Raw genomic sequence first — 19,421 nt, forward strand, 5'->3', positions numbered from 1 at the left:
CCGGTCGGCCAATCCGGGCAGGGGCGGTGCAATCGTAGGATGTCGGGGTGCGTGTGCTGGTGGTCGAGGACGACCCGGGGATCGCTGCCTCCCTGGTGCTGGGGCTGGAGCGGGCCGGGTACCGGGCGCGCAGCGTCGGCACCGGGCGGGAAGCGCTGGCCGCGAACCCCGAACCCGATGTCGTGCTGCTGGACCTGGGGCTGCCGGACCTGGACGGTGTCGAGGTCTGCCGCAGGCTGCGGAGCCGTTCCCACGCGGCGATCATCGTGGTCACGGCGCGCGGGGAGGAGGCCGACCGCGTCGCGGCCCTCGACGAGGGCGCCGACGACTACCTGGTCAAGCCCTTCGGCCTGGCGGAGCTGCTGGCGCGGGATCCGCGCCGTGCTGCGCCGCGTCCAGCCGTCCGACTCCGAACTGCTGCAGCACGGACCCCTCGCCGTGGACCTGCGGACCCGCAAAGTGACCGTCGACGGCCGCGAAGTCGCCCTCACACCGAAGGAGTTCGACATCCTGGAGTGCCTGGCCGCCGACCCCGGGCGGGTGGTCACCCGGCAGGAGGTCCTGGAACGCGCCTGGGACGCGCACTGGTACGGCCCCACCAAGGTGCTGGACGTGCACATCGCGGCGCTGCGCCGCAAGCTCGGCGTACCCGGGCTGGTGGAGACCGTGTACGGCCGGGGATTCCGCCTCGGCACGCCCGAGCCCGGCCAGGACCCGGACGCCGGTGCGCGATGACCCGGCGTATCGCACTGGCCTTCATCGCGCTGATCGTCACGCTGCTGGTCCTGGCCGTGGTGCCGCTGGGACTGTCCCTGTCACAGCGCGAGCGCACCTCTTTCCGGGACACGACCGAGGCGGTGGACCGGACGATCGCCGCCGCGGCCGAAGAACACCTGTCGGACCACCGTTCCTCCGCCTCCATGCGACAGCTCCTGCAACAGGCCGGGCGGGCCGGTGACTGCGCCGCCGTCTTCGACGCGGCGGGACAGGTCGTGGCGGCCACCGAGTGCCCCGGGCGGACAGGCGACGACGACACGGAGGACGAGGCCGCCGACAGCTGGGGCGACCTGGCGAACCAGGTGCTCGCCCACCCGGAGACGGCCACCCGTGAGCGGGACGACCGGCTGGTCGTCGCCGTGCCGATCGGCGACACCACGCGTCCGGTCGGGGTGGCTGTACTGTCCCGGTCGGCAGAGGACACGAACGACCGGATCAGCGCGATGTGGGGGCGGCTGGCGCTGATCGGCGCCGGTGGTCTGGTGGCGGGCGTGCTGTTGTCGGTGGCGCTGGCCCGGTGGGTCGGGCGCCCGCTGCGGGCCGTGGACGCCGCCGCGCTGCGGCTGGGCGAAGGCGCACTCGACGTACGGGCGCCGGGCGGGCGCGGCCCGCAGGAGGTGCGCAGGCTCGCCTCGACCTTCAACACCATGGCGGCACGGATGGAGGCCCTCATCCACGGCCATCGGGCAGTCGTTGCCGATGTCTCGCACCAGTTGCGGACGCCGTTGACCGCGCTGCGGCTGCGGCTCGACCTGCTGGCGGCGGGCGCGGACGAGGCGACGGCGGCGGAGTTCGCCGGTGCGCAGGAGGAGATCGCCCGGCTGTCCCGGCTGGTGGACGGGCTGCTCGCGGTGGCCCGCGCGGAGACCGCGGTGCCCAGGCCGGTTCCGGTCCGGGTCGGCCAAGTGGTCGACGAGCGGGTCACGGCCTGGGAGCCGGTGGCACGGGAGCGTCGGGTGTCGCTCGTCGGCCGCTGCGGCGCCGGGCTCACGGCGTACCTGGGTGCGGGGGATCTGGAGCAGGTGATCGACAACTTGGTCGCCAACGCCCTGGACGCGGTGGGCGAGGGTGCGGCCGTACGCGTCGAGGGGAAGGCGACGCGCGACGGGGTGCTGCTGCGGGTGGTGGACGACGGCCCCGGGATGAGCGCGGCGGCACGCGAGGCGGCCTTCCGGCGGTTCGGCAACCCGGAGGCGTCCGGCAGCGGCCTGGGGCTGGCCATCGTGCACCGGCTGGTCACCGCCAACGGCGGCACCGTAAGGCTTCAGGACACGGCCGGCGGGGGACTGACCGTCGTACTGGAACTTCCCGCGCCGCCCTCCCAAGGTCCCCCGCGCGGCCGGCGGGCGGGGTCCTGACCGCTGCTCGGGCGAGATCTTAACCGCTTCTGAAGAACTCCTGAACCGGTTTCCGACGGCCCACCGGGCAGCCTGGGTGGTGGGACAAACCGCCTCCTAACGAGGAGTTCATCCATGCCTCTTCCTGAGCAGCCCGCAGCCGCCGACCGATCCGTGCGCGATGCCGTCCGGCGCCGCGAACGAGGTCTGCGACGGGTGGGCACCACGACCCGCTGGGCGGCGGTCGCGGCTGTCGCGGGGACCGCGGTACTGGGCGCCGGGTACGCGCACGCGCTCCCCGGCATCGCCCTGCCGGCCGGATCCGCCCAGCACAACAGCGGTACCAGTACGGGCACGGGCGGTGGCCTCCAGCCCGCCGGGCAGGCGCCCGCGCCGACCTCGCAGGCACCGCAGACCCAGTCGGGTGCGTCGTGAGCACCGCACTGCCGGCCGCGACCGCCCGCACAGCCGCCACACGCTCGGCGTACCCGGAGCCCGCCACCGCGGTCTTCTCCGCACTGGGCACCACCGCCGTGCTGCTCACCGCGGACCCGGCCCTCGCCGACGACGCGCTGCTGATCCTGCGCGCCGAGCTGGCCGCCATCGACGCGGCGTGCAGCCGGTTCCGCCCCGACTCCGAGCTGTCCCGCGCCAACACCGCCGCGGGCAACGGGCCCGTACCGGTGAGCGCCCTGCTCGCCGAGGCCGTCGAGGTGGCCCTGCGCGCCGCCGAACTCACCGACGGCGCCGTCGACCCCATGGTGGGCCCGGCGGTCGTAGCGCTCGGCTACGACCGAACCTTCGCCGAGGTGGCCGCGCGGCGGCCCGAGAACACCGAGCCGGCGACCGCGCCACGGCCCGCCGCCGGCTGGCGGTCCGTCCGCTGGGACCCAACCATGCGGTTGCTGCGCCTTCCCGCCGGTACGACGCTCGACCTCGGCGCCACGGCCAAGGCCCTGGCCGCCGACCGGGCGGCCCGCCGAGCCGCCGCGGCGGTGGGCTGCGGAGTCCTGGTCAACCTCGGCGGCGACCTGTCGGCGGCGGGCGAACCGCCGGCCGGCGGCTGGCGCGTCGCCATCGCCGACAACCATGCGGGCCCGGAGGGCGGTTGGCGAGCCGGGATCGCAGACGGCCACGCGGCCCGGGAAGGCAGCGGGCAGGCCGGAATCACGGACGACCCCACAGCTCCGAACGCCGGTGCGCAAGCCGCGACCGCCGATCGCCGCACAGCCCTGCGCGCCGGCCCGCAGCCCACGATCACCGACCACCATGCGGCCTCGAACGCCGCCCCCCGACACCCGGTCGTCTCGATCCGCGACGGCGGCCTCGCCACGTCCGGTACGACCGTACGGACCTGGCGGCGCGGCGGCCGGACGCTCCACCACATCGTCGACCCGGCCACCGGCGACGTCCCGCCGCCCGTCTGGCGCACCGTCAGCGTCGCCGCGGGCAGCTGCGTGGACGCCAACACCGCGACCACCGCCGCCCTGGTCCTCGGCGAACGCGCCCCCGACTGGCTGCGCGGCACCGGCCTGCCGGCCCGGTTGGTCCGCGTCGACGGCAGCGTGCTGCGCCTGGGTGCCTGGCCCGCCGAGGGAGGCCCTCGATGAACGGCGCCGTCCTACTCGCCGCGGGAACCTCCGGCCCCAGCCCGCTCTGGTACGCCACCCGGGCCGGCGGCACCGTCTCACTGGTCCTGCTGACCGCGACGGTCGCGCTCGGCATCGCCACGGCGGGACGGTACGCGCCGGTGCGCCTGGGCCGGTTCGAGGTGTCCGCCCTGCACCGCAACCTGTCACTGCTCACCCTGGCCTTCCTGGCGATGCACATCGTCACCGCCATCGCCGACAGCTACGCCCACCTCACCTGGCCGACGGCCTTCGTGCCGTTCATGGCCTCCTACCGTCCACTGTGGGTGGGCCTGGGCGCGGTCGCCCTGGACCTCCTGCTGGCGGTCGCGGTCACCAGCGCGGTCCGCGGACGCCTGGGACTGCGCCGATGGAAGGCGGTGCACTGGCTGGCGTACGCGTCCTGGCCGGTGGCGCTCTTCCACGCGGCCGGCACCGGCACGGACACCCGCCTGGGCCCGCAACTGGTGCTGTACGCGGGCTGTCTACTGACCGTCGTGGCCTCCGTGTGGTGGCGGCTGCTCCGGGTGGCCGGACCGCGTGCGCTCCGGGTCCGCCGGTGGGCGACGGCGGCCCTGGTGCTGGTGCCCGTGGCGCTGGTCTCGTTCCTGGCCGCCGGCCCGTTGCGGCCCGGCTGGGCGCACCGCGCGGGCGGCGGTACGGCACAGGCGCCGGCACAGTCCACCGCCCCGGCGGTTCCCCATCAGTCGCCGACCCCACCGCAGCAGTCCGACCAGCAAGCCGAACACGAGGGAGACGACGCCGAATGAACTCCGACACCAGGACCGGGACCGTGCTCGCCGGAGAACATGCGGCGGCCCCCTGCGGGCCCTACGGCGAACGCCTGCTCCATGGGTGGTACGACACCGGCCGGACCGCCGACCTGACGGAACACCTCGGCCGGTACGGCCCGCTCCCGCTGTCCTCGGCTCGCAGTCGCGGGGCGGCCATGCCGCTGGTACGCGCCGTGGAGGAGGCCGGGCTCACCGGCCGGGGCGGCGGGGGTTTCCCCACCGGCCGCAAACTCCGCTCGGTCGCCGGGGCGGGGGGCCCTGCCGTGGTCGTCGCCAACGGCATGGAGAGCGAGCCCGCCAGCCACAAGGACGAGGTGCTGCTCTCCCTCGCCCCGCACCTCGTCCTGGACGGTGCGGTACTGGCCGCCGTCGCGGTCGGAGCGAACGTGGTGCACCTGTGCGTGCCCCGTACCCGGGCGACGCAGGCCGACCAGCTCACCGCGGCGGTCGCCGAGCGGCGGCACGCCCGGCTCGACCCGGTACCCGTGAAGGTCCACACGCTGCCCCACCACTTCGTCTCCAGTGAGGAGACGTCCCTGGTGAGCTGGCTGAACGGCGGGGACGCCCGCCCCCTGGCCACCCCACCGCGCCCGTTCGAGAAGGGTGTCGGCAAACGACCCACCCTGATCGGCAACGTGGAGACCCTGGCCCACCTGGCGCTGATCGCCCGCTGCGGCTCCGCCTGGTTCCGCGAGAGCGGCAGTCCCCGGGTACCGGGCACCACGCTGGTCACGGTCTCGGGCGCCGTCGTTCAGCCAGGGGTCTACGAGATCCCGGCGGGCAGTCCGGTACCCACTGCGCTGGACCGGGCCGGTGGCCCGCTGGGGCGGCTCGGTGCCGTGCTCGCGGGAGGCTTCTTCGGCACCTGGCTGCCGGTGCCGCTGAGCACCACGGCCCTCGAACGGGGTGCGGGTGTCCTGGTGGCGCTGCCCGAAGGCACCTGCGGTCTCACCGAGACGGCAGCCGCGCTGGAGTACCTCGCCACGCAGAGCGCCCGGCAGTGCGGGCCGTGCCGGTTCGGGCTGCCGGCCGTCGCCGAGGACTTCGCCGCACTCGCACGGGGCGGCGCCGACGCCCAGCGGATCGAACGGCTCCACCACCGCCTCGGACTGCTCCCGGGACGCGGCGCGTGCAGCCATCCCGACGGCGGAGCACGGCTGGCCGCCTCCGCGCTGCGGGTCTTCGCCGACGATGTCCACCGGCACGTACACACAGGACCGTGCCGCGCCGCGTACGCCCCCCTCGTCCTGCCCGTGCCCGCAGCCCGGCCCCCCAAGGAGGAGGAATGGCGATGACCCGCGCCCAAGCCGAAGCCCAGGCCCACGTGCTGGCCTTCGATTTCACCGCCTGCGACGGACACGGCCTCTGCGCCGAACTACTCCCCGAACTGGTCGGCCTGGACGAATGGGGCTACCCCGTGCTCCACAGCCCCACGGTCCCGCCCGAACTGCTCCCCCACGCCCGACGCGCGGTCGCCGCCTGCCCGGTGATGGCCCTCCGCCTCAACCGCGTGCCCACACCTCCGCCCGATCGGCCCTTGAGCCGCACCACGGGCACCCGCGGACGTACGAAGCCGCTGCTCGACGACTCGCCGTGCGTGAGCGATGCGTGAGCGGACGAGGCGGCACGGGCCCCACGGTATGGACCGAGCACGGAGCAGTACCTGCCCTGATCCGACAATTCCGGACACCGAGTCGGCGTCCGGAACCACCCGGCACGATCGGGCCAGGACTTCACGTCCAGTGCCTCCAGCGCGGCCCGGCAGAGGTCGTGGGGGCCTCGGTGATCCGGGCGATGTGCGCGGTGCGCAAGCTCTCGCGCAGCGCGGGCGGCCATCCGGTGGTCAACGGCTGTACCGGACCCGACCCCAGGACGGGCACCGCGAGCCGCAGCACTCGGTGGGACCCGAGGACGTTCGCGAGGGTCTCGGGCCGAAGCCGGATCTCCGCGAGGCGTTGGCCCGCCACGTACTGGTCAAGCAACTCCGAGGCGATCCGCCGGCCCAGCAGCGCGGCACCGTCCCTCATCGACATGTTGCCCGGGGCGGGCCGTTCGGACCATCCCCGGGGCCGACCGGCCCTGTGCACCACCGCGGCGGCAGTCCATCCTGGGAGGGCGAAGGAGATCAACATCACTTCTGCGCCACCCTGCAGCGGCCGACGCCCTGCCCCGACGTACGGAAGAGAAGGAAGGACTGCCGCGGATGATCACTGTCGTCGGGCCCGGCGGCCTCGCCGCACCGGTGCTCACGGCCCTGGAGGAACGCCTCGTCTCCCCACTGGCCGAATTCGCCCGGACCGGCAGCGCCGTACTCGTGCGCGCCGGGCACGGTCTGCCGCTGGCTGCCGGACGTGCGGCACGCAGGGCAGGACTGCGCCTTGTGACCGTGCTGCCCTCGAAGAACGGCGTCCCCGCCCAACTGCGCGAGTCCGACCGCATAGCGGCCGGCGAACTGCTGCTGCTGTCCGAGCAAGTGCATCTGCTCGACTACGATCCCGCCCGCCGCGACTCCTGCATACGCGCGGAGGAACACCTGCTCGGTACCTGCACCCGGGTACTGGCCGTCTGGGACGGCTCACCCACCAACAGCCAGGATGCCACCGCCCACCTGGTCGCCTTCGCCCGAAGCCACGGCCTGGACGTGGACGTCCTCCCGCCGCCCGGCACCCGAGGTCACCCGGCGGCGCCCTGCCGGGAGCCATCATGACCAGCTGGCCTCCAGGGATATCCACCGCAAGGATGACCGAACTAAGCCGGGAGGAGTCCCTGTCACTGCTGGCAGGCATCCCCTTGGGCCGCGTCGGGTTCACCCACCGGGCACTGCCTGTGATCCGCCCGGTCAACCACCTCGTCGACGGCGACACGATCATCATCCGCACCCACACCGGCTCAGCCCTGACCGGCAGCTCCAGCGTCGCCGAGGTAGTCGTGTACGAAGCCGACGACCTGGATCTCCTCGCCCACACCGGGTGGAGCGTCATGGTGACCGGACGCGCCAGCCGCATCACGGCGCCCCTCGACATATCCCGCTATCAGAAACTGCTCACCCCCTGGATCGACAAGGAAATGGACCACCTCATCTCCATCGCGTCCGAGATCGTGACCGGCTTCCGTCTCGAACGCTGACCACACGACGGCCATGGTGAGACACCAAGGCACAGAGGCCACCGGCACCAGACTCCGGTGTCCGCACCACCATCGGTAACCGGAGGTTCCGGTTGTGGACGCAGCCGCAACTGAATACCGGGCCGGCTTAAGGCGCCTTCACCTGCACGCGCAGGGAATGAGCGCGGCAGAGTGCGAGGGCGGTCCGGCCGACCGTCGACAGCCTCCTCGGCTCGCCGCTTCCCCGCCCGGAAACCGCGCCTCCGTTCCGGCCAGGAAATGTCACGAAAGAACACTTCGCGGCAAGACACCCGCCCTCGGTGTGGTTGATGCTGAGATATGCCATGGAATCAGGCATGGGCCAGACACGCCCCAACATGATCCCGGTGGCCGAAGAGCCGTTCCGCGCTCTGCTGGAAGCGGCTCCCGACGCGATGGTGATCGTGGACGACTCCGGCGTCATCCGCCTGGTCAATGCCCAGACCGAAGCCCTGTTCGGCCATTCCCGCAACGAACTGCTCGGCCGCCCCATCGAGATGCTGGTCCCGGAACGCTTCCGCGCCCAGCACCCCGGTCACCGCCTGGGATACTCCACCAACCAGCAGGTCCGTCCGATGGGCGCCAACCTGGACCTGTACGGGCTGCGCCGCGACGGGGCCGAGTTCCCGGTCGAGATCAGCCTCAGCCCGCTGCAGACACCCGACGGACTGCTGATCTCCGCCGCCGTGCGGGACGTCAGCGAACGCAAGGCAGCCGAAGCACGCTTCCGCGCCCTGCTGGAAGCCGCCCCGGACGCCATCGTCATCGTGGACGACACCGGCACCATCCAGCTGGTCAACGCACAGACCGAAGCCCTCTTCGGCTACCGGCGGGAAGAACTCCTGGGACAGCAGGTGGAAATCCTGGTCCCCCAGCGGTTCCACCATCACCACCCCGCCCACCGCCACGGCTACGTCGACAACCGGCGGGTGCGACCCATGGGCGCCGGACTGGAACTGTACGGACTACGCCGCGACGGGGTCGAGTTCCCGGTAGAGATCAGCCTCAGCCCGCTGGAGACCCCGGACGGCACACTGGTCTCCGCCGCCATCCGCGATGTCACCGAACGCAAGAAGGCAGAGGCCCAGCTCGCCGAACTCTACGAACAGCAGCGCCATGTCGCCCTGACCCTGCAGCGCAGCCTGATGGGCTCGCCTGCCCCACTGCCCGGCATGGACACCTCCAGCCGCTACTTCCCCGCAGGCCAGGGACCCGGCGTGGGCGGGGACTGGTTCGACCTGATCGCCCTCGGCGGCGGACGCATGGGCGTCCTGATCGGCGACGTCATGGGCCGCGGCCTGGAGGCCGCCGCCGTCATGGGCCAACTCCGCTCGGCCTCCCATGCCCTGGCCAAGACCGGGATGCCGCCCTGGCAGCTGATGCGGGCCCTGGACGCCGTCGTCAGCGAACTGCCCGACCAGCTCGTCACCTGCTGCTACCTGGTCCTGGACCCCGACGAGAGCGCCCTGACGGTGTGCTCGGCCGGTCATCTGCCGGTGCTGGTGGTGGATCCCACCGGCCAGGTCCGCAGGCTCCCGGTCGATGTCAGTGTGCCGCTGGGCGTCGGCGACGTGCCCCACCAGGAGACCCGAATCACCGTGTCGCCGGCCTCGGTGCTGGCCCTCTACACCGACGGCCTGGTGGAAACCCCCACCAGCGACATCGAACTGCAGATCGACGCCCTCGCAATCGCCCTGGAAAAGGCCATCGCCGACACCATCTGCCTGGAGCGGGCCGCCGACTCGGTTCTCACCGCCCTGCTGCCCGACCCCCAGGACTACAGCGACGACGTGACCCTGCTCCTGGCCCGCATCCCGCCCGCCCCGGTGACCGCCGTGTCCGCGCTCCTTCCAGCACAGCCCATCAGCGTGCGGGAAGGACGCCAGTTCCTGCGCCGCACCCTGCAGGACTGGCACTGCGAACCCCTCACCGACACCGCCTGCCTGCTGGCCTCCGAGCTGCTGTCCAACTCGGTACGCCACGCCTGCGATCCCCTGCGGCTGCGCCTGCGACGCACCAGGGACGAACTCCACATCGAAGTCTGCGACGGCAGCCCGGTCCTGCCCCGTGCCAGGACCGCGGGCCCCGACGAGGAGTCGGGCCGCGGACTGGCCCTGCTCGACCAACTCGCCTCCACCTGGGGAACCCTGCTCGCCGAAGAAGGCAAAACCGTGTGGTTCTCACTCCCCCTGCCCGGCTCTCCTCACCATCAAGGCGAGAGCACGTCGGCAGACGCGAGTGGCGCCCCGGAGTAACCACTCCTGCCCAGGCATCTCACCCTGTTCCCACGGAACTGCACCGCGCACGCCGAATCCCGCGAAGTGAGCGCCGATCGCCGAGACCCGCCCGTTGCCCCGGCAGGAGCCTCAGTTCCCGCCCGCTTGACGGGATACCACCGCACGGGTTTCCGATCAGGACGGGCAGCCACAGGCGCTGAAGACGCGCACACCGCCACGGGGCAGTTGCGCGCTGGCCCGTGGCACCCGGCGTGAGCGGGGGCGGCTGGGCTGAGCTTCTCCGGAAATCCGCGTCACAGACGTCGCCAGGTCGGGTCTGACGGTACGAGAGCAACGGTTGAACGAAGCAGATAGGACCTGCCATGACCACGCAGACCGCACCGACTTCCCAGAACGTGTCCACCCCGCAGACCCGCACAGAGCACGACGGACGTGTCCGGCGGTGTCACCGGGGCCGACCAGCCGACCGCGAACCGCGGCCGTACCTCGATCGCCGATGTCGTCGTGGTGAAGGTCGCGGGCATCGCGGCACGGGAGATCCCGGGCGTGTACGACATGGGCGGCGGCCTGTCGCGGACCATCGGCGCCGTCCGTGACCGGGTACCCGGCGGCCGACCGAACGTCGGGCGCGGTGTGAAGGTCGAGGTCGGCGAGCGTCAGACGGCCGTCGACCTGGACCTCATCGTGTAATACGGCGTCCCGATCACGGACGTCGCGCGTGACGTGCGGGAGAACGTCATCTCCGCCGTGGAACGCGTCACCGGCCTGGAGGTGGTGGAGGTCAACGTCACCGTCAACGACGTGCACCTGCCCGAGGACGACGCCGAGAGCCCGACCACGGACTCCCGAGTGGAGTGATCGTTCCCACTGGCAGCAGGCCCGACAGCCGCAGAGAAAGGTGCACGTGGTGAGCAGACCGGTCGTGGGGATGGCCGCCGGGATGGCGTTGGCCTTCGCCGGATCCTTCGGGGGCTTCGGGGCATTCCTCCTCGTGGCCGCCCTGGGGTCGCTGGGGTGGGCAGTGGGCCACTGGTTCGACGGTGGCGGACGGATGCAGGACCTGCGGGACGCCTATGAGCGGAGCCGTCGATGACCACGGCAGCACAGCGCGGCACAACAACCGTCTCGGACAAGGCCGTCCGCAAGATCGCCGAACGGGCGGCCGTCGAAGCGCTGGCCGACCGAGGAGCCACGGCCGTGCGCGGCATCGCGAAAGGCAGCGCAGGCGTGCGCGGGCTGGGGGCAGACGTGGCCGTCGATGTGGCCCTGCCCTATCCGGCCCCGCGCGCCGAGACGGTACGTCGGCTCCAGGAGCATGTCGGTTCCCGCACCCGGCAGTTGACCGGCCTCGATGTAACCCGGCCGCGGGTAGGAGTCACCGCCCTGACCCCGCCGCCGGCCGACAGCACGGCCACAGAACAGAAGGAGACGCCAGCCCACACACCCACGGCAGCGACAAGCGGCACCCGCACACCCTGGCGTTAGTGGTCGCAACGGCGGCTCCCGATGACACTGCTCACGCTGGCGGCAACCGTGGCCGCCGGCGCGCTGACCGTCGACATGGTCATGGTCCACACCGCGCACCGACCGGCCGCCGCCTGGCGCACCGGGACCCTCCACTGGGCGGCGGAGCACGCCCCCGGCGAGCCCGCTGTCATCGGCGGCTCCGGCGCGGTCGCCGTACTCGGCCTGCTGCTGATCGTCCTGGCTCTGACACCTGGACACCGCGGGCTGCTCACCATCGCCTGCGGCCCGCGGTTGGGCGCGGCGGTCGACCGCCGCGCGGTCGCAGCCCTCGTACGGGACGCCGTGGGATGCCTGAGCCTTCCTCCACGCCCGGGACCCTTCACACCGCGGATTGCGATCAAAGCCGTATGCCCCGCGTCGCAAACCGCTGGAGGCGGACGAACTTCAGGTGGGAGGCACTGATCGGTGGAAGTCCTCCGAGGCCGGGCTGCCGAACTCCACACGGCAGGACGGACGACGGTGTGCGGTCAGCCTATTGCGTGCGGTGGTGGAGGTGCCACCGGGAGAGGCGCTGATCAGCAGCGTGCCGCGAAGGGCTCAGGTCGGCGACAACGGCCCCGCCGACGCCGGAAGTTCGGCCTGCTCGTCACCCCGCCGAGGGACTCGGCGAGAGCGTGCTGGTCACCGGTGAGGTGAGGACGACCTGTGGCTGGCCGGCGATCGGGGGCGGCGGGGTCAGGTCCTGGGCCGGGAGTGTGGGTGCGGTGGTCTCCTGGACGAGGACCTGGCCGAAGTCGACCACTCCGGTCTTCTCAAGGACCGCGATGTGGTCCAGGACAGTGCCGTTGGCCTGGTCCGCGAGAGAACGAACCAGCGAGTTCCTCGTGGTGGTGCGGACGCTGGCGATCGTGGAGAGGAGCCGGCCGTCCGCCGCGCGCACGATGGTGGCCATGTCGGTGTCGAACTGTTTGCCGCTGTCCGCGTTCAACGTGGCCACGAAGCCCTGCTGTTGGGGCGACGGCTGATTGGGCAGTGTGATGTCCAGCTGTCCGGCGACGTTGCGGCACGCGGCGTCCAGTGAGGCATGTCCGTCGACCATGTGCTCCCCGGCGGTCCTGACCGCCTTCGTCGTACCTTTCCGCAGGGCCGTCTGACCGACGGGGTACTCCCACAGCCCGGCAGCGCGCACCTCGACCACGAAGTCCCGGTCGGCTTCCGTCAGCGGCCCGGTCTCCGGGGTGGCGATGACTCGTTCGGGCGCGCTGCTGACTTTCTGGACGCCGATCATGGCGGGATAAAGAAACGACCCGAGCGTGGCAGCAAGTGCACCACCCAGGACCAGAGTTCCCGCCGCTTTCCGTGAAACAAGCACTGTGTCTCCTGTCCGGTTCGGAAACCGCACGTACAGAGGTATGGATGTGGGATCTCGCGGAGCCTTGTGGGCACGCGAAGGCTTCGGTAGATCGGCGTTCGGTACCCCGACCACACGCGTACTGGCCTCGGCCATCCCGGAATCGACCGGGACCTGAGTTCGGAAGGCGGCTCGCCTGTGGTGCCCGAGTCACAGTGAGGGGCCATGCCTTCGTCGCGTCCTGCCTACCGTCGGCTGGTGGAGAAGTAGGTGCCGTGCCAGGTGTGGTTCCAGACCTGGCTGGTGGCGGCGTTGACCGACAGCATGCCGGTGATCTTGCCGGTGCGCAGGGTGTAGGTGCCGGGGTAGGACTTCCGGGTCGCCTGGGGCCGGCTCGATATCACGGGCGCGAAGCCACGTCAGGGCGATGTTCTTTGCCTGCCGGCCCAGGACCCGGCTGCTGCTGCTGCTGCTGTAGTCCGTGTTCCACATCATCGTCGGCCCGTACTCGATCTGCACGGTTCCGTCGGGCGGACCAGGATCTCGCTGACCGCGGCGCCGCAGCCGCTCTGCAGTACGGCGTGGAGGTTCCGGGAGAACTGCATGACCTCCCCGGCCCGCAGTGCGAGCCGGTCGGGAAACGCCGTGGTCTGCTTCCGGACCTGGTCAAGGGTTTGCGCCCGGGTGCCATTGCCAGCCAACCACCAGTTGCCCATATGACCGTTGCCCATCATGGCGGAGCCCCACGCTCCGCTCCACACATCAGATCCCCACCCACTGGTCGGGCCTGCTGCGGCGGGCGTGGTGCCAGGAGTGGCGTTGCGGCCCATGGCAGTGCGGCCGACAGTGACGGTCGGGGGACGAGCGGTCGTCGTGACGGCGCTACCGTTCCCGCCACCCATTCCCAGGGTCTCGGCTCCCGTCACGGCCCGCGCCGCCAAAGCCACGACACGTGCGCGCCCATGAATCATGGTCATTACCTCCGCGATGCCCGCCGGTCTGCGCCGACACGGCCAGGGTGTGCATCGCCACGGTCTCGTCGTCGCGGGGGAGAAAAACAGGGCCGTTCGGCCCTCGGTCGCCGACGAACGGCCCATTTGGATCAACCGCTACGGGTCCACGGACTCCGGCAGCTTCCGTCGCAGTGCCCCCGGTCAAGCCGAACCGCAGGAATCGCATCCCGGCTGCCGAACGTCCACCCGCGCAAGGCAAGACCCTTGTGGTAAGCGGAAGTTGTCATGCGGACATCCACGGCAAGAAGCCCGTCGCAGCACTCACGGAGTAGTCACCGGAAAGCGACGTGCGGTGAAAGTCGTATGCGTCGTTTGGGCTGGGGGTCGTGGGAAAAGGACCTGCCCAGCAGGCACCTCGCCGACGGCCCACCAGTACCCTCTGCCAGAACCTCGGCACCGCCGTCGAAGCCACCGTCAGACTCCACAGCACGTGCCTCAACACGGCTTTCACCAGCTCAGATGACCCTACGAGCGATGACGACAACGCGGATGCGACGAAGACGATGTCGCCGATCGAAGCTCGTATCCGAGAGCGGCACGCGACCATCCATGCCCTGCTGGCCCAGGGGCCCGGGATCAGGGAGATCGCCAGGGAACTGCACATGGGTGGTAACACCGTCCCCCGGAACGCCCGTGCGTCAGTCCCCGAACAGCTGCTGACCGGAAGGCGCCAGTCCCGGGCCACCCAGCTCGACCCCTACAAGTCCCACCTGGACAAACGCTGGGCCGAAGGACACACCAACGCCATCCAGCTGCTTGCCGAGCGCCAGATCCTGGGCTACCGCGGGAGCTATCAGATCATCAGCGACTATCTTCGACCGAGGCGCCGCCGACGCATCCGCACCACCAGGAATCCGCCGGATCACCGGCTGGATGATGCGGCACCCCGAGCAGCTGACCGACGGAGAACGCCAACAGGTCGTCGCCCTGCCTGCCCACTGCCCTGAGCTGAAGGCCCTCCACGAGCACGTCCGCGGCTTCGCAGAGATCCTTCAAACCCGCTCCGGTCAGCACCTCAAAGGCTGGATCATCGCCGTCCGCACCGAGGACCCGCCCCGATTGCATGCCTTCGCCACCGGTCTGGAGAAGGACCGGGATGCCGTGCTCAAGGGCCTGGGTACATGCTGGAACTCCGGCCCCGTCGAAGGCCGGGTCAACCACATCATTCTCCGGATGACCAGGAAACCGTCATGTCCGATTCGGGAGGCCATGCGGAAAAGGGCCTGCTACGGCAGGCACCTCGCCGCGCGGCAGACCCAACGGGTTGGCTTATGTTGCATCGGCGCCTTTCTCGCGATTACGAGACCCTTCCCGCCAGCTCCGAGGCCATGATCCACCTCGCTTCGATCGACAACCTCACCAAGCGCATAACGGGCGAGGCCACACCAACCTGGCGAGGAACCTACTAGGGCAGAAAGGGCAATCCGCCTAGATCAAACGCCCTCTCAGACGGGCGTCTCCGAGGAGGCGGCGGTGTCGGCGTATTCGCCGGTGACGAGGTAGACGACCCGCCTGGCGATGGAGACGGCGTGGTCGGCGAAGCGTTCGTAGTAGCGGCCGACCAAGGTGACGTCGACGGCGGTCTCCACACCGTGCTTCCACCGTTCGTCCAGTAGGTGCTGGAACAGCATGCGGTGCAGTTCGTCCATGCGGTCGTCGTCGCTCTCCAGCTTCAGGGCGTCATCGACATCCTTGGTGATGACGACCTCCGCGGCCTGGGCCATCAGCCGCTGCGCGAGCTGCCCCATCTCCAGGACCGTACGGTGCAGGTCACGCGGCACCGCATGGTCCGGGAAACGCAGCCGGGTCAGCTTGGCGATGTGCTGCGCGAGGTCACCCGAACGTTCCAGATCGGCGCTCATCCGCAGCGAGGTCACCACGACCCGCAGGTCGGTGGCGACGGGCTGCTGACGGGCCAGCAGGGAGATCGCCCGCTCCTCCAGCTCCCGCTGGAGGTCGTCGACCTTCGCGTCCGCCTCGATCACGCTCTCCGCGAGCTTCAGATCCGCATCGAGCAGAGCCGCGGTCGCCCGGCCGACTGCCGAGCCCACCAGCTCAGCCATCGACACCAGCCCGTCACTGATCGCGTCCAGTTCCTCGTGGTACGCGTCCCGCATCGCCGATCTCCTTCTGCCGTCACCTCTACCCGCAACGCTGCCGCCAGGCTGACACACCCACATGAACAAACCGGTCCGCACCGCAGGCCTCTGTCCAGACACCTGGCATGGACAGATCAGGAACAGGTCACTAACGGGGCCGGGACGCGGTGCGGAGCCGGGCGACGGCCCGCTGCAGATCGTCGAAGGCGCGTTCTTCCTCCCACGGTCCGGCGCGGGAGGAGGACAGGACGCTGTCGCGCGCCGCGCGGACGCGGGCATAGGCGTCGAAGCAGGTCAGGACGTCCTGGACGGCGCGCTCCTGCGGGGTGAGCGGAGGCGGGACGGAGGGGGTGTTGGGGGATGGCATCGCCGGACTCTTGTCTCGTTGCACAGCTACGGGCCGGGAGGAAGGGGCGCGTCCGTCAGCGCTGCATGCCCAGCTCCTCCAGCCCGCGCAGGCTGGGGGGCGAGGCGCGGGTGATGACGAAACACGCCCCGGAGCGGCGAGCGGTGGCTGCGGCGGCCAGCAGCAGTCCGCGCACCTCGGGGGCAAGATAGGTGACCTTGCCGAGGTCTACTTCCACCACGACGCTGGGGGCCCGGCGGGAGGCGACCTCTCCCCGGAGCCGGACGATGGTCCGGTCAGGATGGCGGGGAGGGGTCTGAGCTGCACGGGAAGCCTTCCGGGCGCGACGGATCCGTCGCCGACCAGACTTCCCGGCACACCACCCAGCCCTGAGCGGGATGAGCTGTCACCACCCTATGCGCCACCGCGGCCACCAGCACAGTCCAAGCCCGCGCATCCGGCGCCGGCTCCCCTGGCGCGCACCTCGTGCACCGGTCGGCGGGACTCAGTGACCGCTGGAAAAGATCTCCCTCACCTCGCGGAGTGCGTAGTACACCAGCACATAGCCGGCGATCGGGTCCGCCCACCACAGCCCGGCCAGAGCATTGAGGCCCAGCCCCGCCAGCACCGCCACGGCCAGCAGACCGTCGATCAGGGTGGCCCTGCCCTCCGTCCTCAGCACCGGGTTGTCCAGGGCGGCGCCGGTGCGGGCCTTGCCGAAGGCCAGGGCGAACATCACCACTGCGGTCCCCGCCGTCCACACCATGCCCAGCGGGGAGTGACGCGGCCGGAAGCCACTGGCCAGCACCCACGTCGACTGCACCAGCAGATATGCCGCGAGCAGAGCGAAGCCGACACCGATCAGCCGCAGTGCCCGCCGCTGCCGGTCCTCACCGGTGCCCGACAGCTCCCAGATCACCACCGTCGAGGCGCCGATCTCGATCAGGGAATCCAGACCGAACCCGGCCAGCGCCACCGACCGCGCCGCAACCGCCGCGACGGCCAGCACCACGATGCCGACCACGTTCCAGCCCAAGGTCACGTACTCCAGCACGAAGCCCCGGCGCAGCAGGGCCTGACGAGTGGTCTCCTTCACATCGCTCACCACGCGAGTCTCCCAGCGATCCCACACCACCAGCAGCCCGGGACGTCCGAACCCCGACGAACGCTGACACCACGCCCCGCACAGCTTCGTCGGCCAGGAGAAGGACCCGAAAGGGGATCGCGGTGTCGCACGCGTGTCCCCGAACACTCCGCCAGCGGCGCCGGAAGGGGACCCCTGGCCCCGGTCGCGGGCCGGGTGGCACTGGGCCGGACCCGATGGTGGGGCCAGTCTGGAGTTGCTGGCAAACGATCAAAGGAGTGGAGCAGATGACTCCAAGAGACACCGGCGGCCACGCCCCCGCGACAACCGTCGTGCAGGTGCGGACCGAGGGCGAGGTCGACGACGAATCCGTCGCCTACCTCCGGGCCAAGCTGGCCGTGCTGTTCGACCGGCCGGAAATTGTCGGCAGCGGCGGCGAGGTGCGGATCGCCAAGGCCACCGCGCATCACGTCGAGCAGCCCTGGTCGGCCACAGCCGAGATCCGGGTGGGGAGCGACCTCCTGGTCGTCCAGGCCAGGGAAGCGAGCGCACACGAACTCGCGGACCGGTTGCAGGATCGGCTGCGCAGCCGCATGGAGCGCGTCGTACACCACACGGACACGGGCCGCCGGTCCGCGACCCCGCCTCCGTGGCGCGGCGGCCCAGGCGATCATCAGGAACAGGACGAGGCCGAACCTACGACGTAGGCGCTGTCGTGGTGTCGTAACGGCCGTAGGGCGTCGTCGGCGCGGCAGACCAAGCTCGTCCTCCGTGTCGACGGCACCCGCCACCCGCGTGCTGGGCGATGGGCCAACGGGCCGGTCGGCCGACGGCGAGAGGCCGATCGGCCCTATCGGATCCTGCCCCCGGCGTCGTTCCATTGGCTGATCAAGCCCCTACACACCATGTCCATCGGCTGCATCCCCGGTGGGCCGTCATCCGGAGACCCTACGCAGTGAGTGATGAACCCGTACGGAGGCTGCCCACGACCGCAGAAGAGGCCTTGCGGCTGCTGGGCAGCGTCTCCCTGGGAAGGATCGCCTTCACTCAGCACGCGCTGCCGACCATCCGTCCGGTCAACCACATCGTCGTCGACGGGGTCATCGTCATCGGGACCCACGAGGGTGCGGCCATGACCTCGCGCACCCTCCAGGCCGACGGTTCAGGAGTCGTCGTGGCGTACGAAGCCGACGACATCGACCCGGACACCCACCTCGGCTGGAGTGTGGTGGTCACGGGCTACGCCCACTTGGTTACCGACACCGGCGAACTGGCCCGGTACCAAAAGCTGTTGCGGCCCTGGGTACTGCAGGCGATGGACTACGTGGTGCGCATCCACCCGGACCTGGTGACCGGACTACTGCTCGTCTCCGCCGACCAGCCCTGTTGAGGTTCGGTCGAACTCACGCAACTGACCGGGGTACCACCGCTGTTGTGCGGCGGTATCCCGGTCACGACGTGCTTTTGGCTGTTACTTCAGCCAGTTGTTGTCGCGGACGATCGGAATCTTGGCCCACACCTTGCCCAAGCCCCAGGTCGCTCCGGCGCCGGCCGCCGCGAGGGCGATGATCACGACGGCGTAGATCAGGTGGTAGTCGGCGAACGGGTTCGACGACATGCTCAGCGACCCGTCGGACAGGTGCTTCGCCGGCGGCCACTCCGCGACCCACATCAGCGCCATCATCACCGTGCCCGCCACCGCGGCCAGCCGCAGCGCCACACCCGCGATCAGCGCGACACCGATGCCCAGCAGACCGAGCATGAACAGCCAGTTCGCCCAGCCCGCACCCGCCCAGTCATGGAACGTCGACTCCATCGGACCCGCCGCCACACTGCTCAGGAAACCCTTCGTCGGCGAACCACCATCGACCCAGCCCTTCCCGGACGGGGTCGCGTAACCGAACCCGAACGTCTTGTCCAAGAACGCCCACAGGAAGACGAAACCCGTGAGCAGACGCAAGGACGCGAACGCGTACGCGCTCACCGTGGTGGTCGCCGCCGTCGTGTCGGTGGCGGCCTGTGCCGTCCCGGTCCGGTGCAGGGACGGGAAGCGGAATCGCGTGTGGTGCTGCGGTTGGTTATGGACTGCCATGATGCTCATCCCTTTCGAGGGAACGATGCGTTGGATTAGAGGACTCTCGTTG

23 protein-coding genes and 3 pseudogenes are annotated in these 19,421 nt (G+C 70.7%); 18 read left to right on the forward strand and 8 right to left on the reverse strand.

The genetic code is table 11. From position 1 onward, the window contains the following. Positions 1 to 47: 47 nt before the first annotated feature. From JHN63_RS22070 to JHN63_RS22100, 7 genes and pseudogenes are all read left to right on the forward strand, one after another. A pseudogene (locus tag JHN63_RS22070) lies at positions 48 to 735 on the forward strand (response regulator transcription factor). Next, entirely contained in the window at positions 732 to 2,135 is a 1,404-nt protein-coding gene (locus JHN63_RS22075; RefSeq protein ID WP_200682843.1) for a HAMP domain-containing sensor histidine kinase, read from the forward strand. Before JHN63_RS22070 ends, JHN63_RS22075 begins: the two are co-directional and overlap by 4 nt. Before the next feature lie 114 nt (positions 2,136 to 2,249). Further along, positions 2,250 to 2,549, forward strand: a complete 300-nt coding sequence (locus JHN63_RS22080; RefSeq protein WP_200682844.1) for a hypothetical protein — start codon at positions 2,250 to 2,252, stop codon at positions 2,547 to 2,549. Next, positions 2,546 to 3,724, forward strand: coding sequence for an FAD:protein FMN transferase (locus tag JHN63_RS22085; RefSeq protein ID WP_307781952.1), 1,179 nt, complete (start codon positions 2,546 to 2,548; stop codon positions 3,722 to 3,724). Before JHN63_RS22080 ends, JHN63_RS22085 begins: the two co-directional genes overlap by 4 nt. Beyond that, positions 3,721 to 4,512 carry a ferric reductase-like transmembrane domain-containing protein gene (locus JHN63_RS22090; protein ID WP_200682845.1) on the forward strand — a complete coding sequence of 264 codons (792 nt, stop codon included), beginning with the start codon at positions 3,721 to 3,723 and terminating at the stop codon, positions 4,510 to 4,512. Before JHN63_RS22085 ends, JHN63_RS22090 begins: the two co-directional genes overlap by 4 nt. After that, positions 4,509 to 5,831, forward strand: coding sequence for an NADH-ubiquinone oxidoreductase-F iron-sulfur binding region domain-containing protein (locus JHN63_RS22095; protein ID WP_200682846.1), 1,323 nt, complete (start codon positions 4,509 to 4,511; stop codon positions 5,829 to 5,831). Before JHN63_RS22090 ends, JHN63_RS22095 begins: the two co-directional genes overlap by 4 nt. Further along, the gene (locus tag JHN63_RS22100) at positions 5,828 to 6,148 is read left to right on the forward strand and encodes a ferredoxin (RefSeq protein WP_200682847.1); all 321 of its coding nucleotides are present in this window, start codon (positions 5,828 to 5,830) and stop codon (positions 6,146 to 6,148) included. Before JHN63_RS22095 ends, JHN63_RS22100 begins: the two co-directional genes overlap by 4 nt. Positions 6,149 to 6,269: 121 nt before the next feature. Here the strand turns inward: JHN63_RS22100 and JHN63_RS22105 are convergent, their stop codons facing one another. Beyond that, positions 6,270 to 6,569, reverse strand: a complete 300-nt coding sequence (locus JHN63_RS22105) for a hypothetical protein (protein ID WP_200682848.1) — start codon at positions 6,567 to 6,569, stop codon at positions 6,270 to 6,272. 170 nt (positions 6,570 to 6,739) lie between these two features. Between JHN63_RS22105 and JHN63_RS22110 the strand changes: the two genes are divergently transcribed. From JHN63_RS22110 to JHN63_RS22140, 7 genes and pseudogenes are all read left to right on the forward strand, one after another. Beyond that, positions 6,740 to 7,243 (forward strand): hypothetical protein, encoded by a 504-nt coding sequence (locus JHN63_RS22110; RefSeq protein WP_200682849.1) that lies wholly within the window; start codon positions 6,740 to 6,742, stop codon positions 7,241 to 7,243. 32 nt (positions 7,244 to 7,275) lie between these two features. Beyond that, positions 7,276 to 7,662: a pyridoxamine 5'-phosphate oxidase family protein gene (locus JHN63_RS22115; protein ID WP_234477516.1), complete on the forward strand. Its 387-nt coding sequence runs from the start codon at positions 7,276 to 7,278 to the stop codon at positions 7,660 to 7,662. A 335-nt stretch (positions 7,663 to 7,997) separates the two neighbouring features. Next, positions 7,998 to 9,935, forward strand: coding sequence for a PAS domain S-box protein (locus JHN63_RS22120; protein WP_200682851.1), 1,938 nt, complete (start codon positions 7,998 to 8,000; stop codon positions 9,933 to 9,935). 344 nt (positions 9,936 to 10,279) lie between these two features. Then, positions 10,280 to 10,775 (forward strand): annotated as a pseudogene (locus JHN63_RS22125) (Asp23/Gls24 family envelope stress response protein). Positions 10,776 to 10,824: 49 nt separating this feature from the next. Next, complete coding sequence (locus tag JHN63_RS22130) at positions 10,825 to 11,010, forward strand: hypothetical protein (RefSeq protein WP_200682876.1); 186 nt, start codon at positions 10,825 to 10,827, stop codon at positions 11,008 to 11,010. Next, the gene (locus tag JHN63_RS22135) at positions 11,007 to 11,402 is read left to right on the forward strand and encodes an Asp23/Gls24 family envelope stress response protein (RefSeq protein ID WP_200682852.1); all 396 of its coding nucleotides are present in this window, start codon (positions 11,007 to 11,009) and stop codon (positions 11,400 to 11,402) included. The genes JHN63_RS22130 and JHN63_RS22135 overlap by 4 nt, the downstream gene beginning before the upstream one ends. A 21-nt stretch (positions 11,403 to 11,423) precedes the next feature. After that, a complete protein-coding gene (locus JHN63_RS22140; protein ID WP_200682853.1) occupies positions 11,424 to 11,846 on the forward strand; it encodes a hypothetical protein in 423 nt (140 codons plus the stop codon). Between the two features lie 184 nt (positions 11,847 to 12,030). Here JHN63_RS22140 and JHN63_RS22145 read toward each other — a convergent pair whose 3' ends face one another. Next, positions 12,031 to 12,720 carry a DUF4142 domain-containing protein gene (locus JHN63_RS22145; protein ID WP_200682874.1) on the reverse strand — a complete coding sequence of 230 codons (690 nt, stop codon included), beginning with the start codon at positions 12,718 to 12,720 and terminating at the stop codon, positions 12,031 to 12,033. 260 nt (positions 12,721 to 12,980) lie between these two features. After that, the gene (locus tag JHN63_RS52880) at positions 12,981 to 13,139 is read right to left on the reverse strand and encodes a hypothetical protein (RefSeq protein ID WP_234477517.1); all 159 of its coding nucleotides are present in this window, start codon (positions 13,137 to 13,139) and stop codon (positions 12,981 to 12,983) included. A gap of 1,485 nt (positions 13,140 to 14,624) precedes the next feature. Between JHN63_RS52880 and JHN63_RS54745 the strand changes: the two genes are divergently transcribed. Then, positions 14,625 to 15,080, forward strand: coding sequence for a transposase (locus tag JHN63_RS54745; RefSeq protein WP_374222939.1), 456 nt, complete (start codon positions 14,625 to 14,627; stop codon positions 15,078 to 15,080). After that, positions 15,011 to 15,157: pseudogene (locus tag JHN63_RS22160) on the forward strand (IS5/IS1182 family transposase); the annotation flags it as partial. The gene JHN63_RS54745 and the pseudogene JHN63_RS22160, both read left to right, overlap by 70 nt. A 36-nt stretch (positions 15,158 to 15,193) precedes the next feature. Here JHN63_RS22160 and phoU read toward each other — a convergent pair. The 4 genes from phoU to JHN63_RS22180 form a co-directional block, all read right to left on the reverse strand. After that, positions 15,194 to 15,865: a phosphate signaling complex protein PhoU gene (gene phoU / locus JHN63_RS22165; RefSeq protein WP_200682855.1), complete on the reverse strand. Its 672-nt coding sequence runs from the start codon at positions 15,863 to 15,865 to the stop codon at positions 15,194 to 15,196. A 130-nt stretch (positions 15,866 to 15,995) separates the two neighbouring features. Next, positions 15,996 to 16,214 (reverse strand): hypothetical protein, encoded by a 219-nt coding sequence (locus JHN63_RS22170; RefSeq protein ID WP_200682856.1) that lies wholly within the window; start codon positions 16,212 to 16,214, stop codon positions 15,996 to 15,998. A gap of 55 nt (positions 16,215 to 16,269) precedes the next feature. Continuing rightward, positions 16,270 to 16,593, reverse strand: a complete 324-nt coding sequence (locus JHN63_RS54325; protein ID WP_200682875.1) for an STAS domain-containing protein — start codon at positions 16,591 to 16,593, stop codon at positions 16,270 to 16,272. 105 nt (positions 16,594 to 16,698) lie between these two features. Beyond that, complete coding sequence (locus JHN63_RS22180) at positions 16,699 to 17,298, reverse strand: cation transporter (protein WP_307781953.1); 600 nt, start codon at positions 17,296 to 17,298, stop codon at positions 16,699 to 16,701. A 266-nt stretch (positions 17,299 to 17,564) separates the two neighbouring features. Between JHN63_RS22180 and JHN63_RS22185 the strand changes: the two genes are divergently transcribed. Next, positions 17,565 to 17,984 carry a hypothetical protein gene (locus tag JHN63_RS22185; protein ID WP_200682858.1) on the forward strand — a complete coding sequence of 140 codons (420 nt, stop codon included), beginning with the start codon at positions 17,565 to 17,567 and terminating at the stop codon, positions 17,982 to 17,984. A 248-nt stretch (positions 17,985 to 18,232) separates the two neighbouring features. Next, positions 18,233 to 18,667 carry a pyridoxamine 5'-phosphate oxidase family protein gene (locus tag JHN63_RS22190; protein WP_200682859.1) on the forward strand — a complete coding sequence of 145 codons (435 nt, stop codon included), beginning with the start codon at positions 18,233 to 18,235 and terminating at the stop codon, positions 18,665 to 18,667. Positions 18,668 to 18,748: 81 nt separating this feature from the next. On the opposite strand, the gene JHN63_RS22195 is transcribed toward JHN63_RS22190, so the two are convergent. After that, the gene (locus JHN63_RS22195) at positions 18,749 to 19,369 is read right to left on the reverse strand and encodes a DoxX family membrane protein (protein WP_200682860.1); all 621 of its coding nucleotides are present in this window, start codon (positions 19,367 to 19,369) and stop codon (positions 18,749 to 18,751) included. Positions 19,370 to 19,421 lie beyond the last annotated feature (52 nt).

This window comes from Streptomyces sp. MBT65 (assembly GCF_016612545.1).
Taxonomy (GTDB): domain Bacteria; phylum Actinomycetota; class Actinomycetes; order Streptomycetales; family Streptomycetaceae; genus Streptomyces.